12 protein-coding genes are annotated in these 12,707 nt (G+C 67.4%); 10 read left to right on the top strand and 2 right to left on the bottom strand.

The window, feature by feature from the left end:
* The first annotated feature begins 2 nt into the window (after positions 1–2).
* From D1643_RS01200 to D1643_RS01180, 5 genes are all read left to right on the top strand, one after another.
* Positions 3–341, top strand: a complete 339-nt coding sequence (locus D1643_RS01200; protein ID WP_160707802.1) for a 4Fe-4S dicluster domain-containing protein — start codon at positions 3–5, stop codon at positions 339–341.
* An 81-nt stretch (positions 342–422) separates the two neighbouring features.
* Entirely contained in the window at positions 423–1,817 is a 1,395-nt protein-coding gene (locus D1643_RS01195; RefSeq protein ID WP_160707801.1) for an SLC13 family permease, read from the top strand.
* 52 nt (positions 1,818–1,869) lie between these two features.
* A complete protein-coding gene (locus D1643_RS01190; protein ID WP_160707800.1) occupies positions 1,870–2,388 on the top strand; it encodes a peptidylprolyl isomerase in 519 nt (172 codons plus the stop codon).
* A gap of 50 nt (positions 2,389–2,438) precedes the next feature.
* Positions 2,439–3,350 carry a LysR family transcriptional regulator gene (locus tag D1643_RS01185; protein ID WP_160707799.1) on the top strand — a complete coding sequence of 304 codons (912 nt, stop codon included), beginning with the start codon at positions 2,439–2,441 and terminating at the stop codon, positions 3,348–3,350.
* 42 nt (positions 3,351–3,392) lie between these two features.
* Positions 3,393–3,659, top strand: coding sequence for a hypothetical protein (locus tag D1643_RS01180; RefSeq protein WP_160707798.1), 267 nt, complete (start codon positions 3,393–3,395; stop codon positions 3,657–3,659).
* Between the two features lie 20 nt (positions 3,660–3,679).
* Here the strand turns inward: D1643_RS01180 and D1643_RS01175 are convergent, their stop codons facing one another.
* Positions 3,680–5,194, bottom strand: coding sequence for an APC family permease (locus tag D1643_RS01175; RefSeq protein WP_160707797.1), 1,515 nt, complete (start codon positions 5,192–5,194; stop codon positions 3,680–3,682).
* A gap of 356 nt (positions 5,195–5,550) precedes the next feature.
* Here D1643_RS01175 and D1643_RS01170 point away from each other — a divergent pair, with 356 nt between their 5' ends.
* Complete coding sequence (locus D1643_RS01170) at positions 5,551–8,121, top strand: ATP-dependent Clp protease ATP-binding subunit (protein ID WP_160707796.1); 2,571 nt, start codon at positions 5,551–5,553, stop codon at positions 8,119–8,121.
* 84 nt (positions 8,122–8,205) lie between these two features.
* Here the strand turns inward: D1643_RS01170 and D1643_RS01165 are convergent, their stop codons facing one another.
* Positions 8,206–9,408, bottom strand: a complete 1,203-nt coding sequence (locus D1643_RS01165; RefSeq protein WP_160707795.1) for a hypothetical protein — start codon at positions 9,406–9,408, stop codon at positions 8,206–8,208.
* A 128-nt stretch (positions 9,409–9,536) separates the two neighbouring features.
* Here D1643_RS01165 and ispD point away from each other — a divergent pair, with 128 nt between their 5' ends.
* From ispD to D1643_RS01145, 4 genes are all read left to right on the top strand, one after another.
* Positions 9,537–10,394 (top strand): 2-C-methyl-D-erythritol 4-phosphate cytidylyltransferase, encoded by an 858-nt coding sequence (gene ispD, locus D1643_RS01160; RefSeq protein ID WP_160707794.1) that lies wholly within the window; start codon positions 9,537–9,539, stop codon positions 10,392–10,394.
* The gene (gene ispF / locus D1643_RS01155) at positions 10,384–10,926 is read left to right on the top strand and encodes a 2-C-methyl-D-erythritol 2,4-cyclodiphosphate synthase (RefSeq protein ID WP_160707793.1); all 543 of its coding nucleotides are present in this window, start codon (positions 10,384–10,386) and stop codon (positions 10,924–10,926) included. Before ispD ends, ispF begins: the two co-directional genes overlap by 11 nt.
* Positions 10,927–11,489: 563 nt before the next feature.
* Positions 11,490–12,029, top strand: coding sequence for an RNA polymerase sigma factor (locus D1643_RS01150; protein ID WP_201750895.1), 540 nt, complete (start codon positions 11,490–11,492; stop codon positions 12,027–12,029).
* Positions 11,968–12,588 carry a hypothetical protein gene (locus D1643_RS01145; protein ID WP_160707792.1) on the top strand — a complete coding sequence of 207 codons (621 nt, stop codon included), beginning with the start codon at positions 11,968–11,970 and terminating at the stop codon, positions 12,586–12,588. Before D1643_RS01150 ends, D1643_RS01145 begins: the two co-directional genes overlap by 62 nt.
* The last annotated feature ends 119 nt before the right edge of the window (positions 12,589–12,707 follow it).

Genomic DNA, 12,707 nt, shown 5'->3' with positions numbered 1-12,707 from the left:
GCATGGGACGCTACGGCCTGCTTATCGACTACGAGTTCTGCTCCGGATGCCAATCGTGTGAGGTGGCCTGCAAGGAGGAGCACGGCTATCCAGTAGGCACATGGGGCATCCGCGTGTTCGACGACGGCCCCTGGCTGGTCGAAGAGCCCCATGATTGGAACTGGCACAAGATTCCCGTTCCCGCCAAGCTCTGCGACCTGTGCGCCGACCGCGTGGCTGCCGGGCGCGAGCCCACCTGCGTGCACCATTGCCTGGCGCAGGTGATGAAGTTCGGCCCGGTGTCCGAGCTGGCCCTGGAGCTTGAGCGGAAACCGAACCAGGTGCTCTGGTGCCCGCGGTAGTCTGATGGCCCAACGGGTCCGGCGTTGCGGCGGCGTGCTGCGGCGCCGGGCCATGCAGGGGATGAAGCGAAGGGGGGAGAGATGGCAAAGCGTATCGTCGGCATCGCAATCGCACTGGCGTTCCTGCTCTTTTTCGCGCTCACGCCGCCGCCGGAGGGCCTGGCTGTCGCGGCATGGCATGTGTTCGGCGTGCTGTTCTCATCGGTGATCATGTGGCTATTCGACATCTTCCCCAAGATGATCGTCACGCTCTACGTGTGCGCGGCCTGCGTGGCGGTTGGCTGCTACGACTCCATGTCCGAGGCGCTCAAGTCATTCATGACGAGCGCAAGCATCATGGTGCTCGGCTCGTTCTTCCTGGCGGGCATGCTCTCGCAGACGAGCATCCCGCTGCGTCTGGTGGGGTTCCTCGTGCGGTTCACCAAGGACAGCGGCCGGGCCTTTCTCCTGGTTATCCTTGCCACCTGCGCGCTCATCTCCTCGTTTTGCGATGACATGACGGCAGCGACCATCGTGTACACGTTCGTGGTTTCGCTGTTTGGCATCGAGCGACGGGTGGTGACGGGGGAGAACCGGAATCTGCGCGCGGCCATGATGATCGGCATTCCGCTCGCGGCCTATGCCGGCGGCTGCATAACGCCGGTGGGCGCTCCGAGCAACGTGGTGGCCATCGAGCTGCTCCGCGCCACGGCAGGCGTGGACATCACGTTTCTGCAGTGGGTGCTCATCATGATCCCCCTCTCCTGGTTCATCGTATGCGTGCTGTGGGGATTCCTCTGCCTGACCCTGCGGCCCGAGCCGCTGGATCCGACGACCTATCGGAAGATTCTCGAGGCGACGAGTCTGGGGCGATGGACGGTGCTCGAGAAGAAATCCCTGGTCATCTTCTTGGGAATGGTGGCCCTGTGGTTCGCCGGGTCGGTCGTGCCCCTTCTCAGCAGCCCTATGGTGGTCATCATCGGCGCCATCGTCATGTACCTGCCCGGCGTGGATGTCATGGTGCCCGAGCGATTCCAGAAGATCGCCTCATGGGACCTGTTCTTTCTGCTGCCGGGCGTCATGGTCATGGCCACAGTCATCGAGCAGTCGGGGCTCATCCAGTGGCTCGTGGGCAACGCGTTTGCGACGCTTGCGGGCTTGCCGGTGCCCCTCACGCTGTTCCTTGCGTGTCTCGTGCTGTTCCTGATACGCGTGCTTATCCCGGCGGGGCCGCCGGTGACCATCCTCGCCATCCCGGCGCTCATCGGCATTGGCGCGGTGACGGGCATCCATCCGGTCGTCATGACGTGCGTCGGCGTCGTGTGGGGCACCATCTGCTTCATGCTTCCCATCGACATATTACGTGCCTACACCTACGATGCCGGCCAGTTCACCGTCAGGCAGATGTGGAAGGCGGAGATCCCCACGGTGGTGGTAAGCCTTGTGTTCAGCACGGTGTATCTGCCCATGGCCGTGGGCGTGGTGTTTCCCGGATAGCGCGCTCGCCGCCTGCGGCGGGGGCGTGTCGACAAGAGGAAGGACAATCGCGATGAGAGAGTTGGGCTCATGGGTGGACATCGCCTATCGGGGAACGTATCCTGACGGAGCCGTATTCGAGGAGCGTGTGGATAAGGCGCCCCTGCGCGTGGTGTTCGGGGCCAACTGCGTCCCGAAGGGGCTCGAGCGGGTTCTGCGTGAGATGGCGCTTGGCGAGGAGCGCGTGGTTGCGGTGTCGGCTGCGGAGGGCTTCGGGCCGCGTGATGAGGACGCGGTGTTTCGCATCCCGGTGAGCATGATTCCCGACTACCGCTCGCTTCCGGTGGGCGAGTATATCCAGTGGTACGGCGATACGCGCAAGAACAAGGAGCCCACGGCTGCCAAGGTGGTCAAGGTGGACGACTTCGAGGTGGTGCTCGACTTGAACCATCCCCTGGCGGGGCGCGACGTCGTGTACGTAGTGAGGGTGGTCGCCGAGGGCGAGGCAGGCGCGACTCAGGTGGACGTGCTGCTCGACGAGCTTCGAAGGCAAGTCGAGGCGCAGGTCGGGAGGCGGATCGCAGACGTCTGATGCGGTGCTTCCCGCAGGTGCGCCGGCTGAGGGCAGGAAGGGGTGTTCCCGTGGAGATCAACCAGCTGCGCTTCTTTCTCGCCTCGTGCGAGGGGGCGAGCTTCGCGAAGGCCGCGGAGGCGACGGGCACGTCGCGGCAGGCCGTCAGCAACTCGGTGAGGAGCCTTGAGTCCGAGATGGGCGTCCAGCTCTTCGAGCGCAAGCACAACCAGATGCGGCTCACGGCGGAGGGCGAGCGGTTCGCGCGCCGGGCGCAGCGGGTCATCAGTCTCGTCGACGACCTCTACAACGAGGAGGCCGACGGCCGTGATGAGCTGGTCTTGGGGCTTGACTCCTTCGTGATCGGCTCGATGACGGATCCCTTCGACTCGCTCATCGAATACGCCTCGGCGGAGGGCGGCTGCTTCGTCCGCGTGGCTCAAGATCCCTTCGAGTCCATGAAGGAGATGCTGCTCAACGGCAGGCGCGACCTGCTCATCCTGCGCTCGCTCTCCAGCTCCTTCGACGGCTGCGCCGCCGTGCCCCTGCGCTCGGCCAAACTGGGTCTCATCGTGAGCGGGGACGATCCGCTGGCGGCACGCGATGCACTCGGCATCGAGGACGTCCGCGGCCGGACCCTCATCGTCCCCAATGGCTCGCGGCAGCGCTACAAGGCGTTCTTCGACGCGCTTGCCGCCGAGGGGCGCGGCCCCAAGGTAAGCTACGTCGACAACTCGGCCATGGCGCTTGCGGCCATCAAGAAGACCAAGGGGGTGGGCATGACCGACTTCGACGGCCCTCCCGAGAGAACGGCGATCGGCGGATGCTTCAAGATCCCGTTCGCCGGGGAAGCGGAGAACGTGCGCGACTGCGCGGTCTACCCGCTCGATAGCCCGAAGAAGGATCAGATCACCCATTTTGTCCGCTGGCTTCAGGATGAGGCCCGCTTCCTCAAGTGGCACCCTTCGGTGCCCATCTCATAGCGCCGGCTCCCCTGATGGTCTCATTACCTTTCGGGCAAGGTCATGAGCTATATTCCGCGCGCTATCGAGTCGTTGGTTGAGCAAACTGCGAGCGAGTACGCGGTGCTGCTGGTGACCGGCCCTCGTCAGGTGGGAAAACGACCCTGCTCGCCCAAGAAGACGGCGTCGCCCAGCCGTTCGATGACAAAAAGCTTCGGGGTCCTTGACCGCGCATCGGTTCCCCGGGGGACGGGCGCTATCGTCTGCGCGGCCGAGAGGGTCAGCGCCCTCGACGGCGACACACTGGTGATCCCCGCCGGCTTGCTGTAGCGAGGGCGCCCGCTCGCGTCCTATCCCACCAGCATCGGCACCAGGTAGAGCAGGGCCACCACGACGCAGCAGGCGGCCACCACGATCTTCCACAGGCGGTACTCGCGATCCATCTTCGCGGCTTCCTGCGCGTCGGGCACGTCGGCGGCGCCGGGCAGCGCCTCGGCCACCGACACCGGCTCGGGCTTGCCGTAGCGGCTCTGGCAGGCGAAGAACACCACGAGCCCGATCACGCACCACAGGGCGCCCACTACCAAGGGCTCGGTGCCCAGCTGGCTCATCATGACGGCGTAGATGACGATGGACACCGGCACGCCCACGGCTACGCCCGGTACGCGGAAGGGACGCGCCAGATCGGGCATGCGTCGACGCAGCCCCAGGGCCGCCGCGATGCCGATGATGTAGTAGAACAAGTCGGCGAACAGCGACAGCGACGCGATGAAGTCCAGCGTGGAGGTGGCCACGAGCAGGATGGACAGCGCCCCGAGCGCGATGATGGCCACGTACGGCGTGCGGAAGCGCGGGTGCACCTTCGCGAACACGCGGGGCATGGCGCCGTCGCGGGCCATGGTGAACAAATAGCGCGGCGGCACGGCGATCGACGCGTTGAGCGTGGAGAAGTCGCCGCCGAAGGCCACGCCGAGGGCCAGCAGCAGAAGCGGCAGCCCCAGGATGCCGGCCGACACCATGGCCTCGGCGTAGGGGGCGGCCGCGTCGGCCAGGCCGGGGATGGCGTCCACCGGCGTGATGCCCACGAGGAACCACTGGAAGGCCCCGTTCACGGCGAAGATGATGAAGGGCGCGAGCTTCAGCGCCCGCGGGATGTTGACGGAGGGGTAGCGGATCTCCTCGCCCATGCCGCAGCAGGTCTCGAAGCCGGCGAAGCACCACCAGATCATGGCCACGGCGGCGATGAACCCGAAGGCGTCCAGGGAGCCCAGGAAGTCCGGCGTCGTCACGAAGGTGGGCAGGCTCACCTCGGGGATCATCGTGAGGAACCAGATGACGGCCACGCCCCAGAAGAAGAACATGAACCCGTTCTGCAGACGGCCGGTGATCTGCACGCCGCGCACGTTGGTGACGATGAACAGCAGGAGCGCCGCGCAGGCGAGCACCACGTCGGGCACGGGCAGCTCCACGCCCACGGCCAGGAAGATGGTCTTGAAGTAGTAGGCGAAGGCGAGCGACTCGCCGCCGGTGACGGCCACGAGCGAGATGATGAAGTTCCAGCCGGCGAGCATCCCCAGGGGACGTCCGAGCCCGAGGCCCGCGTACTGGTAGGTGCCCCCGGCGTAGGGGAGCGCCGCTCCCATCTCGGCGTAGAGCAGCGCCGGGTAGATGGACACGAGCATGGCCACCAGCGTGGCGATGATGACCGCTGGGCCCATGAGTCCCACGATGTTGCCGCCCGTGGTGAACAGGCCCACGCCGATGACGGTGCCCACGGTGATGGTGATGGCCTCGCGCAGGCCGAACTGCCGGCGCAGCGACGGCGCGGAGGCGGAGGGGTCGTTGTCATCGTAAGGTGCGCTCATGGCGGCTCCTCTCTGAAACCGCGGAGTAGGAGGCTCGCGGTGACGGAACATGCCCAGAAACTATAGCGCTCTACTGTAGTAAAGTAAAGGAGGAGGCGGCCGATTGGGGATCCTGGGACGATAGGGGTGGAGGAGGCTGCAAGGCGGAATGCTTCGCTGCGCTCTGCCATTTGAGGCGGGGGCTCGAGCGGGCAGTCGTCTTTCCTCGCCCTGCGGATCGCCCATCTCCCATGTACGCATAATATGTGTGGGGGGCGCCCTCGGCGAGCTGGCGTCTTAGCACTTGTTTGACAGGAATGCTAGGATGATTCCGAGCAACAGAGAGAGCTTGAAGCTCCGCGAGAAACGAGGCGAGCATGTCATTCGAGAAGTTCACCGACAAGGCCCGCAAGGTGCTGGTCCTGGCGCAGGACGAGGCACGCGGGCTCCACCAGCCCTACGTGGGCACCGAGCACATCCTGCTCGGGCTCATCCAGGAGAAGGACGGCCTGGCGGCCCAGGCCCTCGCGCGCCTGAACGTCGGCTACGAGGGCGTCGTCCAGACCATCCGCCAGGTGGTCTCCATCGACGAGGAGGCCGATGTCTCCGGGCACCTCCAATTCACCCCGCGCGTCAAGCGCGTGTTGGAGAACTCCCTGCGCGAGGCCATGCAGATGGGCCAGTCCTACATCTCCACCGAGCACCTGCTGCTCGGTATCGTCCGCGAGGGCGAGGGCACCGCGCTCGAGGTGCTCGGTCGCATGGGCGTCACCGGCGACGACGTGCGCGCGGCCTTGAACGACCTGGTGGGCCAGAGCGCCGTCTACGCCGGCCGCGGCGGGTTCGACCCGACGGGGGCCGGCTCGGACTCCATGCTCAAGGAGTTCGGCACCGACCTCACCAAGAAGGCCCGTGACGGCCAGCTCGACCCCGTCATCGGCCGCGCGGCCGAGATCGAGCGCGTCATGCAGATCCTGTCGCGCCGCCAGAAGAACAACCCGCTCATCCTGGGCGAGCCCGGCGTGGGCAAGACCGCCATCGCCGAGGGGCTGGCCCAGCTCATCGTGGCCAACCAGGTGCCCGACCTGCTGCGCAACAAGCGCCTCATCACGCTCGACGTGTCGGCGCTCGTGGCCGGCTCCAAGTACCGCGGCGAGTTCGAGGAGCGCCTGAAGAAGGTCATCAAGGAGGTCATGGACGCCGGCGACGTGCTGCTGTTCATCGACGAGATCCACACCATCATCGGCGCTGGCTCGGCCGAGGGCTCCATCGACGCGGCCGCCATCCTGAAGCCCCCGCTGTCGCGCGGCGAGATCCAGATCATCGGCGCTACCACGCTCGAGGAGTACCGCAAGCACCTGGAGAAGGACTCCGCCCTCGAGCGCCGCTTCCAGCCGCTCACGGTCAACGAGCCCAACGAGGAGCAGGCCATCCGCATCATGGAGGGGCTGCGCGACCGCTACGAGGCCCATCACCAGGTGCGCTTCACCGAGGAGGCCATCCAGGCCGCCGTCACGCTCTCCGAGCGCTACATCCAGGACCGCTACCTGCCCGATAAGGCCATCGACGTGCTCGACGAGGCCGGCGCCCGCATGCGCATCCGCAACATGACGCTGCCCAAGGAGCTGCGCGACCTCGACGACGAGCTGCGGCGCATCCGCGGCGAGAAGGACGCCGCCATCGCCGATCAGAACTTCGAGCGCGCCGCCCAGCTGCGCGACGAGGAGGCCCAGCTCAAGACCAAGCGCGAGGAGGCCGAGAAGCAGTGGGCCGAGGACTCCTCCAAGACCATCCAGCAGGTCACGCTTGAGGACATCGCGGACGTGGTGTCCATGTCCACCGGCGTGCCCGTCTCCAACCTCACCGAGGCTGAGACGGAGAAGCTCCTGCGCATGGAGGGCGTGCTTCACGAGCGCGTCATCGGCCAGGACGAGGCCGTGACCGCGCTCTCCAAGGCCATTCGCCGCTCGCGCAGCGGCCTCAAGGATCCCAAGCGCCCCGCCGGCTCGTTCATCTTCCTCGGCCCCTCGGGCGTGGGCAAGACCGAGCTCTCCAAGGCGCTCGCCGAGTTCCTGTTCAACTCCGAGGACGCGCTCTTGTCCTTCGACATGTCCGAGTACATGGAGAAGCACGCCGTGTCGCGCCTGATCGGCAGCCCTCCGGGCTACGTGGGCTTCGACGAGGGCGGCCAGCTGACCAAGGCCGTGCGCCAGCGCCCCTACTCGGTGGTGCTCTTCGACGAGATCGAGAAGGCGCATCCGGACGTGTTCAACATCCTCCTGCAGATCCTCGAGGAGGGACGCCTCACCGACGCCCAGGGCCGCACCGTGGACTTCCGCAACACCGTCATCATCATGACGTCGAACGTGGGTGCGCGCGACATCGCGCAGACCACGACGCTCGGCTTCTCCGCCAGCGAGGGCAGCGGCCTTTCCGACAAGGAGATCAAGTCCCGCGTCATGTCGGAGATGAAGAAGCTGTTCCGGCCGGAGTTCCTCAACCGCATCGACGAGATCATCGTGTTCAAGTCGCTGACCGAGGAGCAGATCGCCCAGATCGTCGAGCTCATGGTGGCCGACCTGCGCGACCGCATGATCGCCCAGAACATGTCCATCAACCTCGACGAGGCCGCCATCAAGCTCATCGCCAAGGAGGGCACCGACACCACCTTCGGCGCCCGCCCGCTGCGCCGTGCCATCCAGCGCCTGCTGGAGGATCCGCTCTCCGAGCAGATCCTCGAGGGCCGCTGGACGAGCGGCAGCGTGGTGGACGTCACGGCGGTCGACGGCGAGCTCGTGTTCAACGAGGGCACCGGCTCCATCCCGGCGCCCCGCAAGCGCGATTCCATCGCCCGCGACGCCGAGCTGCTGCTCACCAACTTCGACCTGGGCCATGCCGGCTCGCGCCCCGCGCCCGCCGGCTCGCTCACCGGGGGCGCCGCCGACTAGCCGACGCGCCCGTCCGCCTGGAATGCCGAGGGCCCCGGGGACACGCCCCCGGGGCCCTTCTTGCGTGCTTGGGCCGCGCTGGGCCTAGCAGGCGATGCGGTCGAGCACCTCGATCTTGCGCTTCACCTGGTCGACGATGATGCCGATGCGCCGCTCGGGAATGTTGGGGCTCTTCCCCAGGATGGCGGCCACGGCCTCGGGGAACCCGTCGAGGGCCGCCGCGTCGAGCCAGCCGAAGTAGCCCTCGAACAGCGCTACCTGCTCGGCGGGCTTCATGCCGTCGCGCTTGAACGGCTTGGCGCGGTACAGGAAGTCGCCCGGCACCTCCAGCAGCTCCGCGTCCGACCAGAGGCACGATCCGGTGTCGAACACCGGGGCCAGGCCCGTGACCTCGAGCGTCTCCACGTTGCGAATGACGCCGAAGTTGCGGTAGTGCCTGTCGCGGTTGGCCAGCACGAAATCGCAGGCGAACATCTTGGCCAGCTGGGTCATCACTTCGTCGGCGTCTAGGCCGAAGTCGGCGCAGCGGCGCACGTAGAACTGGAGGTCGGACAGGTTGTTGGGCTGCTTCACGTTGCGGACGACGTCCCAGCCGGCCACGAGCTCCTCGTCGTCGCCCAGGAGGTTGCCGCAGGCGGAGTACACGCGGCGGCCGTCCTCGAACAGCCAGTAGGGGGTGAACTCGCCCGGCTCCATGAGGCGGCGGTGCAGCTCGGTGGCGATCACCTCGTTGTAGGGCTCTTGGTTGAAGGCGCCGATGCCGGATTTCAGCAGGACGCGCTGCCCGTCGATGATCTTCCACTTCTTGAGCAGGTCGCCGCCGAGCGTGCTGTTGGGCGACGAGAGGCTCACCCGCGCGTAGTCGGGTGCGTCGGGCGACGACCCCTGGGAGTCCTGCCCCAGGGTGAGGAACCCCAGGTCATCGGTGAAGTCGTTGTCGAAGAAGTTGACGGCGTCCCAGGTCTTGGGGTCGTCCTCGTCGTTGAGCCAGTAGCGGTCCGAGAGCGACAGCCCGAAGCTCCGCTCGGCCAGCACGAGCGTGCTGTCGATCCGCAGGTTCTCGAGCAGGCGCTTGACGTGGGCGCGCGAGGCGGGGATGGCGCGATGGTGCCACCAGTAGTTCACCTGGTGCTTGGAGATTTCGCCGTGGCGGTCGGCCAGGCCCACCGGCGCGGCGTCGAGGTTCTCCGTGCGCGTGACGCGCACGGCCTTGTGCTCGTCCAGGTCGTACTCGAAGGCCAGCACGGGCGTGTTCTTGTTCATGAGCACGTAGCGAGCCACCGCCATCGCTTGCCACCGCCTTCCCGGTTCGTCGGCCTTTGTCGCATTATACGGGATGGGGGAGCGAGCTCGGGCGCGGGCCGCCGTCCTGCTCTATACTAGACGCGACCGACAAACCACCAGGGGGTAGCCCAATGTCCAAGACCATCGATCCCATCTTCGAGCCGGCGGTGCTGCGCGCACCGGAGCTGCTGCTTGACGGCCTCGACTTCGACGCGCTCAGCCAGGTGAGCTGCGGGCTGCAGGGCAAGGTGGACAAGAACCCCCAGACGGCGGCCATCATCCTGGCCGGCGGCACGGGCGAGCGCTTCGGCAAAGAAGGCGGCAAGCAGCTGGTGGAGATTGCCGGCAAGCCCATCCTCACCTGGTCGGCCGAGGCCTTCGACGCCGTGGGTGACGTGGGGCTCATCGTCATCGTGTGCCCGGAGGAGCGCATGCGCGAGTACCTCTCCCGCGCCATCGACCCGTTCCCCTTCGTCACGCCCGTCGTCATGGCGCCGGCGGGCTCCATCCGCCAGGAGTCGGCGTTCTCGGGCCTGGAGTATGTGGGCGACGACTACGAGTACGTGGTGCTGCACGACGGCGCCCGTCCGCTTATCTCGCCCGACCTCATCCTTCATACCATCAACACGGTGAAGGGGAACTTCGACTGCGACGGCGCCGTGGTGGCGCATCCGGCCGTCGACACCCTCAAGGTGGTGGAGAACGGCGTCATCATGGGCACGCCCGACCGCTCGGTGTTCTGGAACGCCCAGACGCCCCAGGTGTTCCGCACGGGCATCTACCGCCGCGCCCACGCGAGCGCGCTCTCTGACGGCTTTGTGGGCACCGACGACTCGGCGCTCATCGAGCGGCTTGGCGGTCGCGTGCTCGTGGTGGAGGGCAAGCGCGACAACATCAAGCTCACGGTGCCGGAGGACTACGTGCTTTTGGCCAGCGCCGTTCGCACCATGTTCCTGAGGGACGCCGAGGGGGTCAGCCATGGCGAGTAGCGTGGGAGCGGCCGGCGCGGGGGCTGGCGACGCGGCGATTCCCGCGGCCCTGCGCGGACTGCGCACGGGCCTTGGCTACGACGTGCACGCCTTCGCCGAGGGGCGCCGCCTCATCCTGGGCGGCGTGGACATCCCGCACGCGCGCGGGCTCGACGGCCACTCAGACGCCGACGTGCTGGCCCACGCCATCGCCGACGCGCTGCTCGGCGCCGTGCGCGGGGGCGACATCGGCAAGCTGTTCCCCGATACCGACCCGGCCTACAAGGACGCCGACTCGCTCAAGCTGCTGGCCGCCGTGGCCGCCTTCGTGCGCGAGCAGGGCTTCGAGATCCTCGACGTGGACAGCGTCATCGCCGCCCAGGCGCCCAAGCTCTCGCCCTACCGTGACCAGATGCGCGCCAACCTGGCTGCCGCCATGGGCCTGTCGGCAGAAAACGTGGGCGTGAAGGCCACCACCACCGAGCGCCTCGGCTTCGAGGGCCGCGAGGAGGGCGTCTCCGCCACCGCCACCTGCCTCGTGTGCCGCCGGTAACGCGTCCCGTCGCGCCCGGGCGGCAAACGGCCCCGTTTCTGGCAAGAGATGACGACTTTGCAACGTCGGCCTCCCTCTGGCCGACGTTTCGGCGTGCGTTTCCCCAGGTCGCGATAGCGCGATGCGGAGACGAGGGGCGCGGAGCGCCGTCTCGCGCCCGAAAAAAGTTGCAGCCCCGTCATCTCTTGCCAGAAAACGTCCCGAGTTCTGTCCGCGTCGACGGGGGAGGGGCTTCCTTCGTCGTCCCCGTCTGCTCCCGGCGTCTGTTCCGCGTCGCCTCGGCTCGACCTTGCCGCGATGCCGAACTATCGACTCGCAAGGCGCCTCCTCGGATGGACGACAGGCCCTGACCCCGGCGCCCGGCCACGGCCCACGCTAGTCATGCCGTCCCAGCCCCCGGCGCCGCGCCTCCCCTCACCGCCTCGCCCCCAGCGCTCGCCCGGCCCCCCCGGCCCATTCCGCCCGCCGTTTTCGAAAAAACCGCACCTCCGCCCGCACATTTCGCGTCGCTGCGGCGTATTACGGTTGAAGGGCCTTTCAACCGAGATGATGAGGGAGCGTTCGTGGACAACCGGGAGTATCGCGCCGCCGTGGATGCCTATGGCGACATGGTGTACCGCATCGCGCTCAACCAGACGCGCAGCGCGGCCGATGCCGACGACGTCACCCAGACGGTGTTCATGAGGCTCTACGCCAAGCCGCCGGCCGATGCCGGGGGCGACCGGCTCAAGCACTGGCTCATCCGCGTGACGGCGAACGAGTGCAAGAGCCTGTGGCGCTCGGCATGGCGTCGGCGCGTGAGCCTGCAGGAGGTCACCGACGAGCATCTGCCGCCCGCCTTCGACGAGCCCGACCATGAGCGCCTCTACGACGCCCTGGCCGCGCTGCCGGAGAAGTGCCGCATCGTCGTGCACCTCTTCTACTTCGAGGGCTACGGCACGCGCGAGATCGCGGAGGTGCTCGGCATCAGGGAGCCCACGGTGCGCACCCGACTCACTCGGGCACGGAAACTGTTGAGACAGCAGCTGAAGGAGGCGTGGGATGACGACGAGCAACCAGAGCCGGTACCGAGCCATGATGGAAGAGGTACGTGCCCCTGCTGAGCTGCTGGGAAAGGTTAAGGGCATTCCCATGGAGAAGACGAAGAAGGCGCCGACGCTGGCGCTGAAGTACGCGACGGTGGCGATGGCCGCGCTTATCGGGACGTTCGCGGTGAGCAACGGCGTGTGCTACGCCGCCACGGGCGAGACGTGGGTGGAGAAGGCCATCGTCATGGTGAACGGCGATCCGGTGGAGGTGACCGTCAAGGACACCACGGAGCCCGTCAAGGTGAGCGCCCACGCGGACGGCGCCACGGAGGGCGAGGTCGTCTACCAGTCGAACTCGACGGCCACGGCGGGGTCGGGCGCCCAGGGCGCCACGGGCACCTTCGAGGTCAGCGACCTGGGCTCGGCCGAGGCCGGCGGGATCCAGGCCATCGTGCTTGAGGGCTCTGACGGCCGCGTGCACGTGAGCGTGGCCGGCGGCGCCCCCGTCGACGTCACCGACCAGCTGGCGGCGTCGGGCGCCGCCGCGGGCACCTGCGAGGCGGACGGCGTGACCTATGCCTTCGAGGTGACCGGCCAGAAGGGCGCCTACCGCGCCACCGCCGAGCGCGCCTAGCGCGCCCGCCCGGGCATCTGCCATTCCCTCCCGCGGCCCCGCGCGCCCCGTTCGGCGCCGGGGCCTTTCCCTTCGCGCGGCCGTCGCTGCCGGGCCGCACCCTGCTCGGGCCCGCTGCG

Source organism: Enterorhabdus sp. P55, assembly GCF_009911695.1.
Lineage (GTDB): Bacteria > Actinomycetota > Coriobacteriia > Coriobacteriales > Eggerthellaceae > Enterorhabdus.
This window is presented reverse-complemented; position numbering and strand designations above follow the sequence as displayed.